Raw genomic sequence first — 22,310 nt, 5'->3', positions numbered from 1 at the left:
GCAGGACCCGGAACCACCCGTGACGCTGAGCCATACGCGCCAGCCAATCGGGCTTCCGACCGGAGTGGCCCGGCGCGGCCGGGCCGGTATGCAAACGCGAGGCCACGAAAGCGGCGCGCCAGGCGACATGGCAAGTCACCAACGACACGCGCGGGCACGTCGTGTGGCCGCCGCGGCCGACTACCCTTGGCCAAATGTGGTGATTCACGATGTTGGGGAGGGAGACCGAGGCGGGAGCGGCCCGTCGGTGAGGCCGCCCCGCCTGGTCCCCTTTGTTTCCCTCAGCCCCTGTGGCCCCCCAAATGCGTCTTGGGAGTGAGCGTCAACTGGGCTTCCGCGTCGTCCTTGACCTGTTCGTCGAGGGCGACATCGTCGCGCAGCCACACGCCGGTCCGGTCATTGCGCAGAGACCATGGCACATTCGTCGGCAGATCCATGCGGAATGCCAGCGACTGCGCAACGGCGCCGGAAGGCGTGCCGCGCTGAACATCCGTGATTTCCATCCTATAGCTTCCGGTCACGTCACGGGCGTGGAATCGGAAGGGGCCATCGCGCCGACGCGGCGCAACCGCCAACGGTTCAGTGGTGTCGATCATCGTTATTCCTTTCTATTTTTGTGGTTTCAGACGCGGCAAACCTCCAGCGCCCGCAACGTCACCGTCGCGTCTGCGAGGAGGTTTGCCGTTTCGACGAGCCGGGCGACGGCCTGCGTCAGCCCTTCCAAGCCGGTCAAAAATAAGTACTCCGCGTGAGGCGCCCCGGTAAAATCGACCGCAGCCGTCAGGGCCACGCCGTCGGGATGCTCCATCCATCCGACGCGAATCATGCGGCACTGGCTTTGCGCATCGGCCGCCAGCAGGTCGAGGGCACGCCGCCGGTCTGGCGGAAGTTCCGCTGGAACGGATGGCAGAATAGGGAAGCGCAGAGCCCAACGGTCGGGCCCCAGCAACGACTCGCCCTGGCGGACCAGGCCGCCTGCCTGGACCGTCAAGGCCCCCGGCGGGAGCCAGGCGGATATAAGCTCGGCGCCTGGAGGCTGCCACCCCCTCGGGATATTGCCGTTGGCGCTGGCCAGGGCCCATTCGACGAGCGCCCCCGCCAGGTCTTCGCCAGCGTCCATAGTTTCGTCTGGCTCAGCGCCATCGGCTATAAGGGCGGCGGGAATCTCGAACGCCAGCATCTGGTCGTGTTTGCAGGCGACTCGCTTCCAAAGGCCGCGGTGCCCGGGGGCGGGATTGCTTTGGCGTGCCTTGCAGGAAAGGTGCGCCGTCTCCAGAATCAGCCAATCTGGCTCAATGCGAGCGAGCATCTCCTTTCGGCGCCATACGCCGCCGGCGGGAGAGAAGCCGAGTTTGACGAGGGCCTGGGCCCACCGTTTTGGGGCGCGTTGCAGCGTTGGGGTAGCGGCGAAGTTCATACGGATGCCTCGGCAGGTTTGAGAAATGGGGCGTTTGACAAGGGAATCCAGGACGGGTTTCGCTGGAACCATTCCGCGGCTGCTACGTTTAGGACGCCCGCCGAATTGGCGGGATCCATCTGGGTACTCATCATCGTCAGCGCACCGTAGGTCATCAGGATGATCTCCCGCAGCGGGATGCCGGCGGGCAGCTTGGTGCCCAGGCACAATGCCTGGACCAGTCCCGAGCTCACGCTGGGACTCCACACCTGCTGCGGCGCCAGGATCTGCACGAAGGAGAAACCGGGCTGCGGGAGCACGACGGCCTCCTCTCGGTAGGTCACCCCCAGGCGCGCAGCCTCCGCCACCACCGGTGGCTCGGAGGGATTTGGCAGGCAGGCCACGGTCACTTGCAGCAGCAGGTCCACGCGGATTTCCACGCGGAGATCAATCTGACCAATGACCATGCGCCCGCTGGCCTCAGCCAGCCGGCACAGCTCAAGCGCCTCTGCCTGCTTGCGATGACGCCAGGGGGCATTGCCACCACATTCCAACCGGGCAGCATCGAGCATGGCCGTGTGGCGGGCCCCAAGCTGCACCTGCGCGAGCGAGGCCGGATCGAGGGTGATGCTTGCGGGAGAGGATTTGGCTTTCATGGCAGGGGCAAAACCCGGCGGGGGTCTTGGACAAGAACGGCCGCGTCAGCGCCGCGCAGGAGGACGAACGGACTCTTGCGCACGCCCAGCAATCCGAGCGGAACGGCGGCAACGGGGCCGAGCATTGAGGCCGGTATGGTTTGGTGCGAAGTGAACGGCTGAGTGTGAATAAGCGTCCGACAGCGCCCACAACGCCCCGCCGTGCCGCGGCCGGCCGACACGAAGCGCTGGACGGGAGGAGGCTCAGCGCAGCCGCAAAGCCCGCGCTCGATCCAGTCCACGCCACCCACCGTCAGCGTTGCCGAGCGGTCGCCTGGGGGCGCCAGGAATTCACTCGCCAGCCGGGCAAAAGAGTAGCTGCGCAACGGCGCGCGCGCCCGGACCAGAGCGAAGCGGACATGTTCGCCGCGACAATCGGGATTGCGCACCAGGCGCGAAGTCAGCATGCGATTAGTGAAGCCGCAATATTCCACTATGGTGTCCCCGACCGCCTCGCCGAGCCCGAGCGCCAGACGGAGCGATTGGTTAAGCGCGAGGTCCGAAGCCTGCGAGCACAAGCTGCTTGTGCTGATTGTGGGGGGAGCGGAAATACGCGGCGCGGGGCTGGCCGATGCGCTGCCGTCACAGCTGAACTGCACCTGCTCGGCCAGTAATTGCCATTCCGTTGCGCCAAAGGAGCACGCCGGGCAGGGACCCTGACCGTCCGCGTTGTCATAGACGCGGACTTGAACAGTCAGGGTGTCGCCGTGCAAAGCGGCGTGCACCAGGCGTTTTCCCAGGGACAGGCAGCGACGGCCGAATTCGACTTCGGCCGCCAGGTTGTCGGTGGCCATGACACAGAGATGCGCATCGGCAAAGGCATCCAGCCAGAGGTCCTGGACCAGGCCGACAAACGCGAAGACCCGTGTCCGGGGGCTGATTCTCTTGCAGAGCCGGGCTGCAAAAGTGGCCTTGGGCAGGTCCATGAGCCGGGTGATGGGATGAGTCAGCATGCTCTCCGGCTTGCAGCGCCGCGGATCCACCAGCCACAGCTCCGCCACCTGCAGGCGCGCGAAGTGTTCGGCAATCCGCATGCCGACGCTCCCCAGCCCCACCACCGCCACGCGCAAGCCGCGCAGGATGTCCACCGCGTCGCCGCGACCGCCGACAAACGCCGGCAGCCGAGCGGCCAGAGGCGCCAGGCGCGCCAGGCCGCGCCGACCGCCCAGCAGGCACTCCCGAAATTGATTAAAGCGATTCATGGAGTCCTTCCGGCAAGTAGGTGTAGCCGGGCTCGAGCACCATCGGACGCCCGCAGTAGGGGCACCCGGACCGGACCCGCAACAGCGCGCACTGCAGACAGTCGTCGCCACCTTCTTCAAAGTGCGTCGGGTTGCCGCAGGCACAGATATAGCACCGGATGGATGCGGCGAAGCGCACCCGGCAGACGGGACACTCCGAGCCGAGCGATGCGGCAGGGGCGGGACCGATCACCGGCCGGTTGAAGACCGTCACATGGACCAGGCTATCCCCATCCAGCCGCAACGTATCCCGCTCCTTGAGCAGGCTGAACCGCGGCGCGGGCAGGCCGTTGACGTGGACGCGGCCGGATCTCGCGGCGACCAGCAACAGCCGGGTCTGCCACCCCTGAGCGACCTGCTCGATGAGCACCGCATTCTCCGCGTCGCCTGGCGGCGAAGTGGAAATCCGGGGGATGCCCCCGGCGCCCGACTGGAGCCAGGCCAGGCCTGGCGGAAGCGCGAGCGCCCCCGGCACAGGCGTACCACGCTCGGGTGCACAGCCTGCCCCGCCCCGCGCCAGCTGGGAGCCGACCTCCTCCACTATCAACTGGACTTGCTGCGACTCATTTGTCATAATCGTGTTCGTCGTTGGCGGACTCGCCGCCGCTGCATCTGTTCTGCGGTTGCTGCGGCCTGGCCGCGGCACCGCTCAAGTTGCGAGTGAATTTTACCGCACAGGGAGCGCGTGACCATGACGCGCAACATCCTTTTCCCCACCCGCGCGTGTGCGCGCATTTTCGCCGGCAGGCACGGCAGTTTCTGCACCGCGCTCCTCCGCGCGCGAAGGAATGTCTCCTGAAACTCCCCTCGGGCACACCCAACGAGGCACCGCGTCGGCGGTTGGAATTTCTTCGACTGCGCGTTCATTCAGCGTGCCGCCCATGATACGACGCCGCGTTTTCGCGCGTCTCCTTGTTTCGAAATGTCTTTCGCTGGAACCCGGCGGTTCGGCTTGAATTGGAGTTTCGCCGCGAAAAGTTGGGCGCGAATTTGCTTTCCGGATCATTTATCTGCGAAAGTACGTGACGGGTGCCCACCTCCGCGGGTAACCTGGGCGCATGCAAGTGCCCCTTCCAACCCAGGGTGGGATGGCGGATCACATCGGTCGCTTCCTCCGACTCACCTACTCTAACGCTCCCGCCGACGAGGATGCCAAGCTGTTCAAGGGGCGGGATGGCATCGCGTTTTGCGAGCTGACCACGCCGCTGCCCCGACTGGGCTACGAGTTTGGCACCACCATTTACCTATACCCGAACGACGAGCGGCCGCTGTCGGCTTTTCCACCATTGCAGCCCACCGATCTGCTAATCTTGCCCACCCGCCCCCCGCTGGACGATTCGGGCGGCACCATGCGGCGGCGCCGGAAGATCATCCGCGCGGCCAAGACGGAGCTGGAGGCCGCGCTCTTCAAAGCCCTCGGGCGCTACTTCAAGTACTGCACACGCAAACGCATAATCCTGTCGCCCTACGGGGCTAGCCGCCTCCGGGTGAAAGACCCGGAGTTCTGGGAGGACATCGAGGTTTACGAGTACTGCTGCGCGGAGATTCAGATACACCACGTTGGGGTCGAGGCGGTCAAGGCGGACCCGAAGCGCAAGTCCACAATCGCCTTCTTTCTGCGCGTCAACCGCGTGCCTGGCCTGGGTTGTGATTTTTTGGCCTGCTTCGGCATGGATGGTTACGGCACGCTCATCTGGAACCGATTCGTCCGATGCGCCCACCCCGAGTGGCTGGCCAAGCCCGGCTTCGTCATGGCCGAGATCATCTTCAAGAAGCCGATTCCCGCACGACCGGTGACCCCGGAGGTTTTTGATGACGAGTCCTTCATTGAGGTCCGGCTGCTCACCTAGCCTCGCCAGGCTGGCGTTACCGCTCGTCGGTCCTTTCACGCTGCGGGAATTGCCTCTGGACGCACGCGTCTCCCGCAAGACCGGCTGATGGTGCAGACTTTCGCCGGCCAGCCCCAGCCGGTGTGCCGAGTCAGTTGACGGCTCGCACACCGTTGAGTTTGCGAGCGCTCGCCCTAAACGTCCGGCATTTCGATGGAGGCTGCCCCTTGCCGGCGACGTGAACGCGGGAAGTTAGCGGCTGTTGCGGCGCAGGAGAGCCAGGGCGGCAACCCCCAAACCAAGCAAGAGGCCGCAGGAAGGCTCGGGGACGACCGCGACCAAAGTCAGGTTATCAATCGATATGCCGGCATCGGTGCCCGTGTCGTCCGCATCGCTCCACCGGATGAACAGCGTGTCGCCGGGGGCCCAACTTATGCCAGTGATAGTTGCTGACACATGGGCTTTGTAGGGCTCGGCATTCCCATCGCGGCCGGCAGAAGCTACGCCTCCAAGGGCGGCCGGAGAAGTCGCATTGAGGGCGGGATAAGCGGTCATGCCAGCACTGGTGAGAAAGTTATCGGCTGTAATTCCACCGCCCCCGGACAGAAGCCCATAAGAGAAGGTCAGGCTTTGATCCGCAGCGGCACTTTGGTTGCGCCACACTTCACGGTCGAAATTGAAGGTAAGGGACGCGTAGGTTTCCGCCGAGGCATTGATGAAATAGGTGCCAAACCCAGGTATAGTGGTGCCAGACCCAACGCTGCCCAACGCTCGTTCGTAGTAAATAGGCGAGCCGGCGGTGGTCCCGTACGAATATAATCTCCCGGTCCCTGAACCGCCCCAATCAGCGAACAGGGCAAAGGTGCCCGTGCCTGTACCACCCACCCTGGCGGCTCGCCAGGTGGTGAGTGTGGGAATGGCATCCTGTGCGCCAACACTTCCCACGCCGGACATGGTGGTTCCGTTTCCATCAGTGTTTAAGATGGTGTCAAAATTCTCAGAGTAGGTTCCACCACTGTAGTTGATTTGACCGATGGCCACCGTGGCGCCAACAAGGGTTAGCACTGCAAGGAGGGAGATGATTCGCTTCATAGTTAGCCAGTAGATAGTGCTTAAGCCATTTGCATTAGAACTGGCTCAGTGTAGCAGAATCGCACAGGGCGGGTATCGGCAAAACTGCCGATGCCAGTGTTGACGCCCGGTCCGGAGAGCGTCGGGGCGCGCCCGCGTAACACAGGCGTGTTTGGTGCCAGCGGCATCTACCAACGACTGTGCCTTTGTGCGAAATCCACTCCTTCTCGCTCGGTTTCACTACGCGCCAGTGGCCGTTGATCGGCCGGCCGTCGTCCACTGTGATGTCGAAATCCTCGCCGCGACGGAAACATTCCTCTACGGCGTCGAGGGTGCGCGTCAGCAATTCCAGGCGGGGCAACCATGCGTGATCCGGGCAGCCGGCAAAATGTCCGTTGGTAATCAGAATGACCCTGTCCTTCTTCCGCTGCAGCAGATAGCTGTTGCGACGCGGATGCTCCTGCGCGACCACTGGGTCTGGAAGTCGCTGGCTGGCTCCCGAAAGCGTCATAAGTCTTGGTGGAGCAGTTACTTATGCTGATTTCGAGGCTGCCTGGGGAGGGGAACTTGCGTATCTTCCGAGACGCCAGTGGGTTATCAGAGTGAACCTACGGTGTGTATCCGGTGTGGATACGGTGTGGATACGGTGTGTCTCGGGTTCGACTGGCCGTCGGCCGCGCCGGTGGGATTGATCATGTTCATCCGGGTGTGCGACCCTTGCCACGGCCAATGAGCCTCGAAGGGGCGCCGGGCGTTCCGAGGCCGCGCGGTTGTGAATAACATTGTGAATAAGGTGTGAGCATGTTTGCATTGCCGGTTTGGGGATAATTGGTGAATAATGGTGTTACTTGGTGAGTTTTGGAGACCATAATGCGACCGGCAACAGGCAAATCAGCGACTGTGAATAACGGGTCCTGTTTGTACCTTGGGCAGCATCTTCGCGGTGTTGACCATGGGCGCGTCATCCTGCCAGTCGAGTGGCGGCCGTCCGGTTCTTCCCGGGACCTCATGGTGTTGGTATGGCCGCTGGCCAGGAGCCAGTATTTGCTGGTGCTGCCACCTTCCCGCTGGGAGGTTTTGCTGAGGAACCTTGAGGGGCTTTCATTGACTGACGAGCAGGTCGCCACGGTCGAGCGGCTGCTCGGCTCGAGCACGTTTGCCAGATCGCTGGACAGTTACGGCCGGCTGCCGTTGCCGGAGGAGGCCGCCCGGGGGCTGGGGATCGAAAGCGAGGCACTGCTGGTCGGGCGGATGAACAAGTTCGAGATCTGGAGCCCTGCCCGCTACGCCGCCACGCTGGCAAACCCCGACGCCCTGCAGATCGCTGAGGCGCTAAAGGCCATCAACATATGAAGCTGGCTTGCCTGCTTTCTGTCGGCCCGGGGGCGTTCTGCTTTTTGCGAGGGGGCAACCCGTTTCGACTCGCGGAATCGGGACGCCTGCCCTATCTGGTCTCGGCCGCGCCGGTGGACCTTGCCCCGGTCCGTCCCGCGCTTGAGGCTGGTGCCGTGGAGGATGTGCGGTCGCAGCCGGCAGGGTGGGCAGGCAGGGTGGAGGCGTGCGTGTTAAAATCGCTCGTCATCCTGTTCGTGCTGACGGTCCTCGCTGGTGTATTCGGTGCGCAGCACATTACGTATACTCGGGAGAAGCACAACCTCGGCCGACAATTGCGTCAGAAGGAGACTGAACTTACTGCGGTCACACAGGCCTGCCGGTCGTTGGAATGCGAGAAGGCCCGATGGTTGGCACTGGGGGTCTTGCAGCCGACGGCTGGTTTGGGGCGGGCCGATTCAGCTCAACGGACAGTGACTGGCAAGGCTGGGGAGTCGGCCCGTGGCCGGGACACCAAGCCGGTATCGGCCAGGGCCGCTGCGCCGAGCCGGCGCCCACAGGTGGCGGACGCCAGGACGCACACGCGCCGTGGGGGCACGGGTGGCTGATTGTTTCAGGGTTATGCCAAGTCCCCGCGACGCCACGGAGTTCAGGCCCCTGCAATACCGGCGCCTGGGGGCGATCATCATCGGTGTGCTGGCGGGCTTCTTCTTGATCTTCGGCCGGCTGTTTGAGATCCAGATCAGGCGGCACCCCGAGTTCCTGGCCAAGGCGCGGCAATTCTCCCAAACCGCCCGGACGCTTGAGGCCCGACGGGGCGAAATTCGGGACCGAAACGGAATTACTGTGGCGCTTTCCACTCCCGTCAAGGCGATCTACGTGACTCCGGGGCTTTGCTCCAACCGGCTGGACCAGGTAGCGGAGTCCCTCGAACCATTGCTGCGAATCCCGGCTGAAGAACTTACCAATCGCGTGCGCGCTTGCTGGGAACGCGCCAGCCGCAGCAACGTTGAACAGCAGAAGGCCCTGCTCCTCCGACGCAATGTCCCGGTCGGGGAATGGCGATCCATCACCACGGCGCTGAAACGGGAGACTTACGGTTTCAGCGAAGCCAAGCTCAGCGCAGGCGAGCCGGTGGCACTTCGGAAACTGCGCCGGCAACTTCTCTTTGCCCGGGACGAGCAGCGACGGGTTTACCCCTGTGGGGAGAGCCTTTGCCAGGTGCTGGGCTTCGTTTCGCTGGACACAACCCGCGCCGGGCTGACAGGCGTCCGCGGAATAGAACGCGGATGCAATCAGTTCCTGGCTGGGAAGAATGGCCTGTGCCTCTCCCAGCAGGACGTTGTCGGAAATGAACTGCCTGCGCATCGGACGCGCTCCGAGTTGCCGGCCGATGGCAACCATGTGGTCCTGACGATTGACCTGCGCCTGCAGCAAATCGTCGAGCAGGCGCTCGCAGATGCCCGGGTCAGGTACCGCGCCCGCGGCGCCTCAGCCATCGTCATGAACCCCACGACTTGTGAAATCCTCGCATTGGCCTCTTGCCCGGGATTTGCGCCGGAGAATCCGGGCGACTCAGACCCGGAAACCTGGCGGAACACGGTTTTCACCGATATGGTCGAACCTGGGTCCACCCTGAAGTTCATTCTCCTGGCGGGAGCGCTCGATCAGGGACTGATGACGCTAGAGAGCAGGATTCATTGCGAACAGGGCCGCTTCGTGGTCAACAAGGTGGTGGTGCGCGACCATGCGCCGCATGGGCTGTTGACGCTGCTGGAGGCCTTCATTAAGTCGTCCAACATTGCTTTCGCAAAGATCGCCCTGGCGCTGGGGCCGGAGCGGGTCTATGGCTGCCTGACCAATTTCGGTTTGGCCCAGCGCACCGGCATTGCTTTTGCCGCCGAAACGCCAGGTCGGATTGACCCGCCGCACACCTGGGACACGATGACCCTGACCCGCGCCGCGTTCGGCCAGGGAATGAGCATGTCCCAATTGCAGATGGCAACCGCCATGTGCGCGATCGCCAACGAGGGTCGCCTGATGCGGCCCTATGTGGTCAGCCGGATCGAATCGCCCCAAGGGCAGCTCCTCCGGCAATTCCAGCCGCAATTGGTGCGCGCGGTCGTAAGTCCTCGAACCGCGCAACAAGTCAGGCAAGCCTTGAAAGCTGTCGTCTCACCCGAAGGCACCGGCGCGCTGGCTGCCCTGGACAGATACACCTCCGGCGTGAAGACCGGCACCGCCCAAAAGTCTAATACGAACGGTTACGTGGCCGGGCGCTACTATTCCTCGATGATCGGCTGTCTCCCCGCCGATACCCCACGCGTCGTCATTTCGATAGCTTTGGATGAGCCCCAAAACGGCTACTACGCCGGGACTGTGGTGGCGCCGGTGTTCCGCTCCATCGCCGAACAAGTCGCCGCCTGCCTGGAGATCCCGGCGGATAAGGTCGTGCGTGCGCTGCCCGGCAAGGCGCTGGCCCGGTCAACACCCGCCAAAGCCTCAACGGCTCGTGCCGCCACAACCCAGAGGTCGGGCGCGGCACCGCGCACGAGCAAGGCACTTGCCAGTGCTTCCAGACGGTGAAAAGGCTCACCGCCATTCTGCTCCTGGTGGTCGGCATCCTGCTGCTTTTAGGGACACTGGCCCTCTACAGCTCGACGACCTGGCAACCACGGCTCACTCGCTTGTACCTGCACTTGTGCTGGCTGGCCGTCGGTGCTGTCTGTTGCACGGTCGCTGCGCTGGTCCCTTACCCGCTGCTCCGGCGATTTCATGCGCCGAAATGGCTGCTGGGTCTGGCCTGCATTCTACTGGCCGCCACGCTCGTGCCAGGCATCGGCGTGGCCAGGAACGGCGCCTTCCGCTGGTTGCCTTTTGGCCAGCCATCCGAGTTTGCCAAGCTCGCTCTGATTATCTTCCTGGCCGATCACTGCGCCACCCACCAGGCTCGGATGCACGAGCGAACCGCCGGCTTCCTCTTTCCCGGGCTTATGGCGAGCATTGTTGGGCTGTTGGTCTTTTTCGAGCCGGACTGGGGCACAACGGCTTTGCTGGCAGCGGTGGCTCTTGCCATGCTTGCCGTTGGCGGCAGCCATTGGGGCTATCTCTTGTCCACGGCGATCATCGGAGGCGAGCTGTCTGTCTGGCTCCTGCTGCGGAACCAACTCCGGATGGATCGGCTCCTGGCCTTCCTCGACCCGGAGAAATACAGGGACGGCGTTGGCTGGCAAGGCTGGCACTCCCTGCTGGCGCTCGGCAGCGGCGGCTGGTGCGGCACCTTCCTTGGCGCGGGGAGCCACAAGAACGGCTTCGTGCCCGAGCAGCAGACAGACTTTGTGCTGTCATTGATCGGCGAGGAGTTGGGGTTTCTTGGCACGGCCCTGGTACTGCTGCTGTTTGTGATTCTGTTGCTCTACGGCACCCGCATCGCCTGGAAGGTCGCGGACCCGTTTGGTCAACTGCTGGCCTTCGGCATCACCATTCTCATTGGCCTCCAGGCCTTTATCAACTTCGGGGTCGTGACCAGCAGCCTCCCCAACAAAGGCATCGCCCTGCCCTTCGTCAGCTATGGGGGTTCGAACCTGGTCTGCATGCTGACCGCGCTAGGTCTGCTGATCAGTGTTGCCAGACACGGACCGATGCGTGCGAATGAGAAGGTCGCGGGCTTGGTTGCCGCTTGCACCAGGGCAAAGGTGGGGGGCCCAGTCGGCAGCCTCCTGGACCGCTCTGCCGGGCAATGCCGCGGTGGCCTCCGCCAGAGGATTGCACGCTGGATAAGGTCTCACCGCAGGTCCGATTTTCCCGCGCTTCCGTTGCACGCCTATCAAAAAGCTCCTCGTCGTTCCTATAGTTGATAATACTGTCGAATGCTCTATTTCTTCGCCCCATTGCTTACCGAGTGCTGGGGGCCCATTCGGCTGCTGGGCTCGCACCTGGTCTTGATCGGGATTGGCGCGATTCTGGCCGCGTGGCTTTCGTGGCTGGCGCTTTGGCGATGGCGCGGCAGCTTGCCGTTGGATCGCGGTCGCGCGTTCACGCCAAACAGCACTGTGGCCGTCGGCAAACCTACCGGCGCCGGCTTTATCATGGTGCTCTCACTTATCCCGGTGCTGTTCCTGGTGGTGCCTCTTTCGGGGAAAATGCTACAGGTGAACGACTGCCTGGCGCTCGCGATGCTAACAGGATTCCTCGATGACCGCAGCGCATTGCCGTGGGGTGAAGTCCGCAAAGGCCTGCTGGATCTGGGTGTCGCGGCCCTGGCCTCCTTTGTTCTTTGCCAGGGACAACCTATGACCATCTGGCTGCCGTTTGTTAAGGGCAGCTACATCCTGACACCCGTTGGCTTTGTGCTTCTTGGCACTGCGCTGCTTTGGATCACAATGAACGCCACCAATTGCTCTGACGGCGTGGATGGATTGGCCGGCTCTCTGACCTTGTTGTCGCTCTTTTCTTTGGGCGCTCTATTGTACGGCGTCATTGGCCACAAGAAGATATCCGCCTACCTGCTTCTGCCGCATAACCCCGAAGGCGCCGCCTGGGCGGTGCTAATCTTCTCGGCCGCCGGCGCGTTGGCAGGGTATCTCTGGCACAACGCTGAGCCCAGCCGAATGCTCATGGGCGATGCCGGTTCGCGATACCTCGGATTGCTGCTGGGCATCGCTGTGCTCGCTTCGGGCAATCCCTTTCTGGTTCTGGTCGTAGCGCCAGTCGTCCTGTTGAATGGCGGCACGGGCCTCGCCAAACTGGCCCTGTTGCGGACTTTTCGGCGCCTCGGGTTCGATACCTCACCTGGCCCGGCAGACAGCGCGGCTGGCGCAAAGGGCAAACGACTGGTCGGGGTGGCACCTTTGCTCCACAAAGTCCGCTTCCCCCTTCACGACCATTGCCGCAAGAACCTTGGCTGGTCCAATGCCCAGGTGCTCATGCGTTTCCTCCTGTTGCAGGCATTTCTCACTCCGTTGCTCATCGTCCTCCTGTTCAAAGTCCGATAGACGCATCCGCCGCGCTGGCTTCAGACGCAAGTGCGATAGATGCAACCATGCCTCCAGTGTCCACACCGGCATGCACACGCGACTGCCCGTAGCGCCCCTTTGCCGCTTGTCCCTCCGCCTACCCCGCCAACTCTCGCCGCACCGGATCTAACTCCTTCCGTATTGGCCCTTTCAATAACTTCTTCCGACGCATCGGCACCATCACGCTATGAAACTTGGATTCCCGCGTCGTGTGTTTCAGTGCTTCTTAACCTGTATTGGCTGTTCCTTGCGTCCCAACGCCTATCGATCCATAGACCTTGAGCATAGAATCACCCTGAATTCGAAGGAGGAAGCGGTAGGAAGAGCATCAGGCTTAGTAGGAATGGGGCTGGAGCAAACCCGGACAGCCCCGTCAATTCTCCCGAATCAATTGCCGAAAAAGCCTTACGGCTTGGCGTAATTGCGCCCGCCTTCCGGAACCTCTCCCGAAGTGCCCGACGTCACATTGGTCGGCGCCACGGTCAGGGGCATATAGGGCGGACCAACCCCCGGCCCGCGGCCCAGCAGCGGACTACGAGCCAAAGTCGTCGTCTCGGGCTGGATCACTCCCACAGACCCGCTCTGGGACTGGGCAATTAGCGCCGCCTGCGAGAGCGTATCTCCCACTGACACCACTTTCCCTCCATATCCAGCCACCGCCCGCTCAAGTGATGGCTTCAAATCCGGCCGCACTGTCTGAACCGCCTCCACAATTTCCTTGCCCGCTCCAGGCACCATTTGCGACACCGCCACCGCGATGCCCTGAAAATCCTTCGGCACCGCCCGGCATACCGCTACCACGATCTCGCCTGCCTGCGATGGCGCAGCGGCTGCCGCAGCCTTCGCGATGGCGCGCGCCTGCTTCGGCTGCTCCGCCGCCGCCGCTCCCGCGGCCACAGGCGCCATTGGCGGCACCGCCCGGGCCACCGCGCCCACGATGGCCGGCGCCGCCGCCGGGTTCATGCCCACGGCGCTCTTCACTACCGTGATGGTCGTGGCTTCGCGGTTGGCCGACTTGGCTTGCCGGACCAGGTCTGCCGCCTTCGCGGGTAACTCCGCAGCCGGCGTTACGGAGAGAACTTTGGCATAGGGATTGGCATTGGGCGCATCCTTCCCGATGACATAGCCCGCAGCCAAAAAGACTACACTGAGCGTAATGCTGGCGATACGTTTCATAAAAATGTCCCGACCGGCACACGCTGAACCGGTCCTCACAGGTTTAATCTGGCCGTTTTTACCACAGCCGCACTAATCCCGTCAACCCTATTGTTTCAGGTTCTTCGCTCGATTTCCGAGGACCCCCGCTGGCGAATCGTTAGTTACTCGGCCGTACCGAGCGCGCCTTCCAAACTGTGTGCTCCAACAAACCCTCGCTCACTACGCTCAGGGTGTAGATCGGGCTGGTGCTGAGCTTGGTAGTTGGCGGCAGCGCCTGCTTTCTCGGGCTTGCGTCAGGGACAACGCACCCGCGCCGCAAACAAGTGTCACGCCCCCATCGGCCTAACCTCTACTTCGCCTTCTTCGCGCTCGGCCGCTTATCAAGGCTGTCCTTGATCCGCTTGATGTGTCCGCGGCCCATGCCCTTGACCTCACAGCCCAATTCCAGATAGCGGCGTATCTTCTCGTCGTCGAGCACACAGAAGCAGTCCACAACGGCGAAGGGCCGGCCCGCGCTTTTCACCACTCGATCGGGGTCGAGTCTCAGATATGGATCATGCCGCACGCATAGGACCAGAGCGTCAATCCCCTTCATCGCTGCCCACAGGTCCTTTTCAATGCGCAGATGCTTCAACTGGGCCTGCCGATGGAAAAAGCGCGCCCAGCTATAGTTGGGAAGCGGGTAGGTGTCCTGCGCTTCCAATTCCCACCAATGGTCCAGGTACGGATCATGCACTTTGACGTCGGCTCCCATCTCGGTGAGTTTGCGCACAATGATCTCCGAGCCGCTGTAACGTGTATCGCCCACATCCTCGCGGTAGGCCGCGCCCAATAGCAGCACTTCGGCCGAAGCGATTGGCTTGCCCATGTTGCGCAGGGCATCCCGGACCAACTGTGGGGCGTGCAGCGAGCGGGTGTCGTTGATGTCAATAGCCAGGGGCGTGATTTTGAAGATGTCGTCCTCAAACCCAAAGATATGCCGGTAGGCCCAGACTCCGAGCCCGCCGTCTTTGGGCAGGCAGTAGCCGCCTATGCCCGGTCCCGGGAAGATGATGTTGGAGTGGGTAGGCCGGACCTTGATTGCTTCAATCACCTTCTTCAAATCCACGCCGTTGCGCTCGGCGAAGATTGACCATTCATCGAGGAACGCCAGGATGGTGGCGCGGTAGCTGTTCTCCACAATCTTGGCCGTTTCCGATTCGATCGGACGGTCCAGCACGGTCAGCGGGTACTTGTCGGTGTGCAGCACTTCGTTGAGGAACCGGGTGACGCGTTGGCGCGCGGTCTGGTTGACTCCGCTGCAAACGCGCCAGAAATCGCGGATGGACGCGACGTAGTTCTTGCCCGGCATGACGCGCTCGTAGCTGTGGGCCAGCAATGGTTCGGAACGAATCCCCCGCTTCTTGAAGATCTTCTTCATGATCGGGTAGGCAATCTGCTCGGTAGTCCCCGGGGCGACAGTGGTTTCGATCAGGACCAGCGCAGTGGGCGGAATGTTCTCCGCGATTGTCGCAATCGAGGCTTCCAATGCGGCCATTTCAGCCGATCCGGTACGGACATTGCCAAGGGATTCCTTAAGGTAATCGCATTGGACATCCACCACGACCACGTCGGCCAGCTTAAGCGCCTCTTCGGTGTACGTGGCCACCAGCGTTTGCTTCTCGTTGACGCAGCGGGCGATGAGTTGTTCGACTTCCGGGTCCTCAGCCTTGACAGGTGAAACGCCGCGGTTGAGCAGCCGGATTTTCCAGAAACTGCGCGTACTGGGGCGCTGCATTCCAATGACGAACTTGGTTGGGCGGCCCTTCTTGTCCGTGGCGTCGGCCACCACTGCCGCCATAACGGCCCCGACGAATCCCAGGCCGACGACCACGACGATTTCCTTGCCGGCTTTGCGTTGCCTGGCAGCCAACTCCTTCAGGCGGGCAAACTCGGCCGCGTAATCACCCGGCGTCGGCAGCGGAAACTCTTCCCCTGAAGGACTGATTGATATTGCGTTCATTTCCATATGCGATGATTTCCTGTGACAACTTCTCTGAGTGAATTTCTGTCAGGAACCGCGGCGGATTACAAGCCCTTAGTCGCCGAGGCTGATCCCCAAGGCGCGGGCGGTCTCGACCATCTCGCCGTTGGGCGGGACGGCGCGGAGGCGGCCAATGGCCTCGGTGAGCGGCACCGCCACGGTATCGGGCGGGCGCAAAGCAACCATGTGGCCGTAAGTCTCCGCGGCGATGAGTTGCACCGCCCGCGCCCCGAAGCGCGTGCACAGGAGCCGGTCGAAGGAGGTCGGCGCTCCACCGCGTTGCAGGTGGCCCAGCACACACACCCGCGTCTCCTTGCCGGTGCGCTTCTGAATCTCGGCAGCCACGACCGCGCCCGCGCCGCCCAGCCGCGCTTCCCGGTTGGATTCGGCCTGGCCCGATGTCACATAGTCCTGGCCCCGGGCGCGCGCCCCTTCGGCGACGACCACCAGGGTGAATTGCTTGCCCTCGCGCTCGCGCTCGGCAACCTTCGCGCAGACGCTTTCGTAATTAAAGGGAATCTCGGGAATAAGGATCACATCGCCACCGCCCGAAATGCCAGCGGCCATGGCAATCCAGCCTGCGTAACGGCCCATCACTTCCAGCACCATGACCCGGTCGTGGCTCTGTGCAGTCGTGCGCAGGCGGTCCAGGGCGTCGGTGGCGCAAGCCACGGCTGAGTCAAAGCCGAACGTCAGGGCGGTGGCTTCGAGGTCATTGTCAATGGTCTTGGGCACGCCGACAACCGGGACACCATGTTCAAAGAGCTGCTGGGCGCTTGTAAGCGAGCCGTCGCCGCCCACGACCACCAGGGCACGCAGGCCGAGCTTCTGGAAGTTGGCCTTCGCCTGATCGAGGATCTCGCGCGGAATGCGGTTGGTTTCCCCGTGGCCGGTCTTGCCCGCAAAGCGGCCTTTGTTGGAGGTGCCCAGAATCGTGCCGCCGACAAACAGCAACGCATCCATTTCCTTGTAATCGAGCCGCCGGTAGCGCAGCGGCTCCAGCAGGCCCTCGAAGCCGTCCAGGAAGCCAACGGCTTCCCAGCCGCGTTTGCTGGCGCACTTCACGACGGCCCGAATAACAGTGTTTAGCCCCGGACAATCGCCGCCGCCAGTTAGGATGCCGATTCGTTCATGCATGGGTTCACTCTACGAGGCACCGTCCAAGGGCTAAAGCCTAAACTCCATGGGGCACCCCCTCACGCAACAGCGCGATCCGAGTCAACTCTGAAAATCCAGCCCTTCCGCTACGGAGATTGGGCCATGAACGGAAAGCACCTCCACTTCTTGTTCAAACATATCTCTGTTTCAGGCACGTTCATCGGCATGACGCTGCTCGCTTTCGCCGGCATGAGGCGGCCCTCGGCACATTCGCAATCGTTACGGCAGGCGCAACGACGGCCCGGAATCGCACAATGTTCTTGCCGCCGTCGTCCCAGTGGGGTAGGACCGTCATTGTATTCCATGAAAAATGCAGTGTGAAGCTCCCCACTTTATGCAAACACCCCATCAATGCTCCGGCTGCCTTTCCCGGCGGCGCTGTCTCCAAGTCGTCACCACGGCCGCAGCCGGCCTGGTCTTCAGCGGCGAGTTCTTTCCGGCCATAGCCAAGGCGCGCAAAGCGGACCCGGATTTTGTTGACCCCGCCAAGCTGCGGCCCCGGCCCAGTATCCGAGTGGACGCGGCGGTCCTGCAGCAGCCCCGGCCCTACTGGCTTGGCTGGCCCGGCACAACTTACGACCTCGACAAACGCCAGAAGGAGTATCGCAGCCAGCTCGCCGGTTCGTGTGCGCGACTCGCCATCAAGTTGCACGAGGAAGAAAAGCCCATTGAGGACGAAGCGGGGATGACGGTTTTGCTAAAGGGGGTCCGCGAGCGCAAGCCCGACGGCCTGCTGGTCATTCTCCAGCACATGCAATGCTGGAACTGGGTCCATCGTCTGGCCAATGAGGCCGGCGTACCGCTCATCGTTTTCTCCCCCATCGGCACCTCCTTTACCGGCCATGTCAACGGCATCTCGCGACAGCAAGGCGTTTACGTGGTCTCCTCGCTTGGATGGTCTGCAGTCGAGGACGGCCTGCGCATGATCCGCGCCAAGCGCATGTTCGAGGAAACCCGCATGCTCTGGATTCATGGCAACCGGCGCAACGAAACAGTCCTGGATCACCTCGGCACCAAGGTGCGCGCCATTCCGCGCGACGCCTTTAACCAGTTATTTGACAAGATGCCGGCGAACGAGGAGGTGAAGGACGTAGCCTCGAGTTTCCGCAAGCGCGCCAAGCGCGTGGTCGAACCCACCTGGCAGGACAGCGTCAATTCCGCCCGCGTTTACACGGCCGCCAAGCGCATGCTGGCCGACGAGCAGGCCAACGCCCTCTCCATGGACTGCCTTGGCATGGTCGGCGCCAAACTTGTCCCCACCCCGCCGTGTGGCGCCTGGACCCTGCTGGAGGACCTGGGCATTACCTGCGGCTGCGAGGCTGACCTCCACGGCGCGACCTCGCTGATGCTGACCAGTTACCTGCTCGACCGCCCCGGCTACATGAATGATCCGGTCGCGGAGACCGCCAAGAACCTCCTCATTGCTTCCCATTGTGTTGCCGGCACCCGCCTGAACGGCTTTGATCAGAAGCCCGCCCCCTACATCCTCCGCAGCCACTCCGAATCAGCGCTGGGGGTCTCGGTGCAGGTCTTGTGGCCGGTAGGCGAGCCCGTGTCCCTGATCCGCTTCAAGGACACCGACCAGCTCATTATTGATACGGGCACGGTCGTCAGCAACGTGGACACCCCGCCCGCCGGCGGCTGCCGCACTTCGGTGGAGATCAAGATGGACAATGTCGAAGACTGCCGCGATGTGCTCGGTTTCCATCAGGTCGTCACGCTCGGCAACCATCGGCGTGTGGTGGAGGCATTCTGCCAGCTATATGGAATCAAGGTGATCCACTCCCCAAGAAATGCCACGCACGGGAAGGCAGGATAAAACGTGAAACGTGAGGAACCGAAGGTTGATATGAAGAACTCGGGCTCGCAATCCGGGACCAAAGTCTCACGATCAAGGCAGGTTGAGGCTGGCTGGCGCTTGCGTTGGGCTTGCTTGACGGTGCTCTGCTTCGCCGGGCACTTGTGTGCGGATGTTACGTTCACCTCCCCGGGGCTCGCTCCCACGCACATGGACGGACAAGGCCGATTGGTTGAGGACTGGGGAACGATCGCGGTGAATGTGGCCGGTGCCGGGCTCCCTGCAACCGCGCCTGTTACTCTCCAAAGCCTCAAACTGGACGGCCTTATCCCCGCCGCCCAGGCGCAATCGCATCACGGCACAGTCACGCTGACGCTGACCGCATTTCGCGCACCTGTGTGGCCGGCAGGGCTTGATGTCCTGACCGTGCGCCTGGCAGAAACTGGCGGCCAGGAGACCCCGGTGCAACTCTCGCTGGCGCTGCCGGAAACCGTCCGCCTTGGCCTGAAGACCGTCACGCTCGGCGGCCGGGCCGTGCTCAGCCTGCCCGCGGGCAACAAGGTGTCCCAGGCAATGCGCGACTGGGGTTGGGCTGACGATGCAGTAACGTTGCCCGGATGGGCCCGACCTGCGGTGGATTGCGACCCCGCCTTCAAGAACATTCGCGCCGGCATGGGCGGCGTGCCGATCCGCTATCAGTTCAAGGTGGACCCCGGGGCCAAAGTCAGAGTCGTGCTCGGCTTCTGCGAGAGCCATTGGGCCCAGGCCGGCCAGCGCCCGCTCATCTGCCAGGTCGAGGGCGCCCCTACGCAGGAAGTGGATCCGTTGGCCCGTTGGGGACAGCACCGCCCTGGGGCTCTGCCATTTGCGGCGTCCGACGCGAATGGCGACGGCACTTTGGACGTCTCCGTTCTGCCCAAACCCGGCGCCCCTGATCAGAATCCCATTCTTAACGCCATCTGGCTTTTCCCGGCCGACGCCAGCGTGAACCTGGAGCAGGTCATCGCCGGAAATCTGAACGGCGCAGCCTCGCGTTATGTCGCGGTGGGTGGCCGGGGCGATCAATCCCTCTTCGCCGGGGGCAACGTGGAATACGCCCTAAAGCTGCCTGCCAATGGAACTCAGGAGCTGACCTTCCTCGTGGCTTGCCCCGGCGGCTCTGTACCTCCGCCCGACCAGATGGCCTGGACCCCCGAAAGGCTGCGCCAATCGGCCGCCACGGTCTGGCGGGATTGGCGGTAAAGCTCCATATCCCCCACCGCGGCATGGCCAGGCGGGTTCTTCTGCCTTGCCAACGATTGGTGGCTCTTTCAATGTTGCCGCCATGCAGTCACACGAACTCTTGCGAGAAGTCTTCCAAAAGTGCAGTCCCAAGCAGGCAGCCTCCGAGCTGGGGCTTTCGCTCTCGATGATCTACAAGTGGGCCGAGCCGGGCGACTCGAGCGCCGGTAGCGGCAGCACCAACCCGCTGGACCGCATTGACGGCCTGATCAAGTGCACCAACGACACTCGCCTCGTTCAGTGGATCTGTCAGCGTGCCGGGGGATTCTTCATCCGGAATCCCAAGACTACCAACCCGCACCCGTCTTACCTGATCCCCGCCACCAATGAGATTGTGCAGGAATTTGCGGACCTGCTTGCCGTAGTGGCGGCCGCCGCCGCCGACAACCAGGTTACCCAGAAGGAGTCGCATCAGATCCGCGCGCGGTGGGAGGAACTCAAGTCGGTGACGGAGACCTTCGTCGCCTGTTGCGAGGAGGGGAACTTCAGGGCGTTGAGAGAGAAGCAGATGGCCAGTTTAAAGCCCGAGGCCCGAGGCAACGATGCAAAGAGCGAATACGGGAAAGGGTTGCCCAATGATTAGTCGTTCCGTTCTCTTGGGCTTGGCCTCGCTGCTCTTTCTGTCCCCGCAATTGGCGATCCAGGCGGGCGAAGTCATTAAGGCCGACGTATGCATCTACGGGGGCACGGCCAGCGGGGTGGCCGCAGCGGTGCAGGCGGCGCGCATGGGCAGGACCGCTGTCATCGCCGAATTCGGCAATCATATCGGCGGGTTGACTTCGGGTGGATTGGGCGCGACTGACATCGGCAACAAGGCGGCCATCGGAGGCATTGCGCGCGAGTTCTACCACCGCATCGCGCGACATTATGCGCAAAGCAACTCGTGGCGCTTCGAGACGTGCGAGGGTTACTTTGCCAGCCGGGGCGGGCGCTCGACTCTCGACGAGCTGAAGGCCGCGGACGCCACCATGTGGACCTTTGAGCCGCACGTGGCGGAGGACATTTTCCGCCAGATGCTCAGCGAGGACAGGGTGCCAGTCCATTTTCGGCAGCGGCTGGCTTCGGTGGTGAAACGGCGCGGGCGGATTGCGGAGATCGCGATGGAGAATGGCAGGGTTTATCGCGCTCGCATGTTCATTGACGCCACTTACGAGGGAGATTTGATGGCTAAAGCGGGGGTGAGTTACACGGTGGGGCGGGAGGCGAACGCCAAGTACCAGGAGACGATCAACGGCGTTCGCGCCGAAACGCCCCAGCACCAGTTTACGGTCCCGGTTGATCCCTATGTGAAGGCCGGCGATCCTTCCAGTGGGTTGCTGCCGTTCATCCAGCCGGGCGATGGTGGGAAGCCGGGTGAAGGCGACCGTTGCGTCCAGGCCTATAATTTCCGTCTGTGCTACACGCAGAATCCTGCCAATCGCCTGCCGCACCGTCCACCGCCGAAGTATGATCCGGCTCAATACGAACTCCTGGCGCGCTACCTCGAAGCCCTCGTTGCGGCGGGGAAGCAGCCCCAGCTCAAGGCGTTCTGGAACCCGGTCTGGATGCCCAACAGCAAGACGGACATCAATAACAACGGCGGCTTTTCCACGGACTTCATCGGTGCCAACTACGCCTACCCGGACGCGGACCACGCCACGCGCGCCGCGATTTGGCAGGCTCACGAGGACTATGTGCGCGGCTTTGTCTACTTCCTGGCCACCAGCCCGCGCGTGCCCGAGGACATGCGAAACGAGATGCAATCCTGGGGGCCGGCAAAAGACGAGTTCCTAGACACCGGGCATTGGCCGCATCAGCTCTACGTGCGCGAAGCGCGCCGAATGGTGTCGGATTATGTCATGACCGAGCACAATTGCCGGGGGCACCAGAAGGCGGCAGACGCCGTAGGGATGGGAGCCTACGGGATGGACTCGCACAACTGCCAGCGCATCGTCAAGAATGGCCGCGCTGAGAACGAAGGCGATGTGCAGGTCCACGGCTTTCTTCCTTATCCAATTTCCTATCGTTCGATTGTGCCGAGAGCATCCGAGTGCGAAAACCTCCTGGTGCCGGTCTGCCTGTCCGCAACGCACATTGCCTACGGATCCATTCGGATGGAGCCGGTATTCATGATTCTTGGCCAATCCGCGGCCACCGCGGCGGTGCTGGCCCTCAACAGCAAGTCACCCGTGCAGAAGCTTCGCTATGAGCAGCTCCGCGCCCGTTTGCTCGCCGATAAACAGGTGCTCGAATGGAAGAAGCGGTAAGCGGCACGTCCCAACCCGCCGTATGCCTATTGACGCGGCTTCGCCACAGTCAAACAATGCGTTCCGT

Annotated in this window: 20 protein-coding genes; 10 read left to right on the top strand and 10 right to left on the bottom strand. The window is 62.7% G+C overall.

What is annotated here, in order from left to right; genetic code table 11:
• Positions 1–281: 281 nt before the first annotated feature.
• The 5 genes from P5205_11680 to P5205_11660 are packed head-to-tail and all read right to left on the bottom strand — an operon-like array spanning position 282 to position 3,906.
• Positions 282–596 carry a hypothetical protein gene (locus tag P5205_11680; protein ID HSA11019.1) on the bottom strand — a complete coding sequence of 105 codons (315 nt, stop codon included), beginning with the start codon at positions 594–596 and terminating at the stop codon, positions 282–284.
• A 26-nt stretch (positions 597–622) separates the two neighbouring features.
• The gene (locus P5205_11675; GenBank protein HSA11018.1) at positions 623–1,417 is read right to left on the bottom strand and encodes a hypothetical protein; all 795 of its coding nucleotides are present in this window, start codon (positions 1,415–1,417) and stop codon (positions 623–625) included.
• Entirely contained in the window at positions 1,414–2,052 is a 639-nt protein-coding gene (locus P5205_11670) for a hypothetical protein (GenBank protein ID HSA11017.1), read from the bottom strand. The genes P5205_11675 and P5205_11670 overlap by 4 nt, the downstream gene beginning before the upstream one ends.
• The gene (locus tag P5205_11665) at positions 2,049–3,293 is read right to left on the bottom strand and encodes a ThiF family adenylyltransferase (GenBank protein HSA11016.1); all 1,245 of its coding nucleotides are present in this window, start codon (positions 3,291–3,293) and stop codon (positions 2,049–2,051) included. The genes P5205_11670 and P5205_11665 overlap by 4 nt, the downstream gene beginning before the upstream one ends.
• Positions 3,280–3,906, bottom strand: coding sequence for a hypothetical protein (locus P5205_11660; GenBank protein HSA11015.1), 627 nt, complete (start codon positions 3,904–3,906; stop codon positions 3,280–3,282). Before P5205_11660 ends, P5205_11665 begins: the two co-directional genes overlap by 14 nt.
• A gap of 484 nt (positions 3,907–4,390) precedes the next feature.
• On the opposite strand from P5205_11660, the gene P5205_11655 reads away from it, so the two are divergent.
• A complete protein-coding gene (locus tag P5205_11655) occupies positions 4,391–5,182 on the top strand; it encodes a hypothetical protein (GenBank protein ID HSA11014.1) in 792 nt (263 codons plus the stop codon).
• Positions 5,183–5,413: 231 nt separating this feature from the next.
• On the opposite strand, the gene P5205_11650 is transcribed toward P5205_11655, so the two are convergent.
• Positions 5,414–6,253: a PEP-CTERM sorting domain-containing protein gene (locus P5205_11650; GenBank protein HSA11013.1), complete on the bottom strand. Its 840-nt coding sequence runs from the start codon at positions 6,251–6,253 to the stop codon at positions 5,414–5,416.
• Between the two features lie 34 nt (positions 6,254–6,287).
• Complete coding sequence (locus tag P5205_11645; protein HSA11012.1) at positions 6,288–6,743, bottom strand: hypothetical protein; 456 nt, start codon at positions 6,741–6,743, stop codon at positions 6,288–6,290.
• Positions 6,744–7,132: 389 nt separating this feature from the next.
• On the opposite strand from P5205_11645, the gene P5205_11640 reads away from it, so the two are divergent.
• The 5 genes from P5205_11640 to P5205_11620 are packed head-to-tail and all read left to right on the top strand — an operon-like array spanning position 7,133 to position 12,558.
• Entirely contained in the window at positions 7,133–7,585 is a 453-nt protein-coding gene (locus tag P5205_11640; protein ID HSA11011.1) for a hypothetical protein, read from the top strand.
• Positions 7,582–8,172: a hypothetical protein gene (locus P5205_11635; protein ID HSA11010.1), complete on the top strand. Its 591-nt coding sequence runs from the start codon at positions 7,582–7,584 to the stop codon at positions 8,170–8,172. The genes P5205_11640 and P5205_11635 overlap by 4 nt, the downstream gene beginning before the upstream one ends.
• Before the next feature lie 13 nt (positions 8,173–8,185).
• Complete coding sequence (locus P5205_11630) at positions 8,186–10,150, top strand: penicillin-binding protein 2 (protein HSA11009.1); 1,965 nt, start codon at positions 8,186–8,188, stop codon at positions 10,148–10,150.
• Complete coding sequence (locus tag P5205_11625; GenBank protein HSA11008.1) at positions 10,147–11,421, top strand: putative peptidoglycan glycosyltransferase FtsW; 1,275 nt, start codon at positions 10,147–10,149, stop codon at positions 11,419–11,421. The genes P5205_11630 and P5205_11625 overlap by 4 nt, the downstream gene beginning before the upstream one ends.
• Before the next feature lie 12 nt (positions 11,422–11,433).
• Positions 11,434–12,558, top strand: a complete 1,125-nt coding sequence (locus P5205_11620) for a phospho-N-acetylmuramoyl-pentapeptide-transferase (protein ID HSA11007.1) — start codon at positions 11,434–11,436, stop codon at positions 12,556–12,558.
• Between the two features lie 426 nt (positions 12,559–12,984).
• Here the strand turns inward: P5205_11620 and P5205_11615 are convergent, their stop codons facing one another.
• From P5205_11615 to P5205_11605, 3 genes are all read right to left on the bottom strand, one after another.
• A complete protein-coding gene (locus P5205_11615) occupies positions 12,985–13,755 on the bottom strand; it encodes a hypothetical protein (protein ID HSA11006.1) in 771 nt (256 codons plus the stop codon).
• A 331-nt stretch (positions 13,756–14,086) separates the two neighbouring features.
• Positions 14,087–15,739, bottom strand: coding sequence for a nucleotide sugar dehydrogenase (locus P5205_11610; protein ID HSA11005.1), 1,653 nt, complete (start codon positions 15,737–15,739; stop codon positions 14,087–14,089).
• A gap of 75 nt (positions 15,740–15,814) precedes the next feature.
• A complete protein-coding gene (locus tag P5205_11605) occupies positions 15,815–16,897 on the bottom strand; it encodes an ATP-dependent 6-phosphofructokinase (protein ID HSA11004.1) in 1,083 nt (360 codons plus the stop codon).
• A gap of 355 nt (positions 16,898–17,252) precedes the next feature.
• On the opposite strand from P5205_11605, the gene P5205_11600 reads away from it, so the two are divergent.
• The 4 genes from P5205_11600 to P5205_11585 all read left to right on the top strand — a co-directional run bounded on the left by P5205_11600 (position 17,253) and on the right by P5205_11585 (position 22,243).
• On the top strand, positions 17,253–18,737 hold the full coding sequence (locus P5205_11600; protein HSA11003.1) for a hypothetical protein: 1,485 nt from the start codon (positions 17,253–17,255) through the stop codon (positions 18,735–18,737).
• Between the two features lie 3 nt (positions 18,738–18,740).
• The gene (locus P5205_11595) at positions 18,741–19,958 is read left to right on the top strand and encodes a hypothetical protein (protein ID HSA11002.1); all 1,218 of its coding nucleotides are present in this window, start codon (positions 18,741–18,743) and stop codon (positions 19,956–19,958) included.
• An 82-nt stretch (positions 19,959–20,040) separates the two neighbouring features.
• Positions 20,041–20,580, top strand: a complete 540-nt coding sequence (locus P5205_11590) for a hypothetical protein (protein ID HSA11001.1) — start codon at positions 20,041–20,043, stop codon at positions 20,578–20,580.
• Positions 20,573–22,243, top strand: a complete 1,671-nt coding sequence (locus tag P5205_11585) for an FAD-dependent oxidoreductase (GenBank protein HSA11000.1) — start codon at positions 20,573–20,575, stop codon at positions 22,241–22,243. Before P5205_11590 ends, P5205_11585 begins: the two co-directional genes overlap by 8 nt.
• Positions 22,244–22,310: the final 67 nt, after the last annotated feature.

This window comes from Candidatus Paceibacterota bacterium (genome assembly GCA_035452965.1).
Lineage (GTDB): Bacteria > Verrucomicrobiota > Verrucomicrobiia > Limisphaerales > UBA8199 > UBA8199.
Note: the sequence above shows the minus strand (reverse complement) of the source record. Positions and strands in the feature narration are given on the sequence as shown.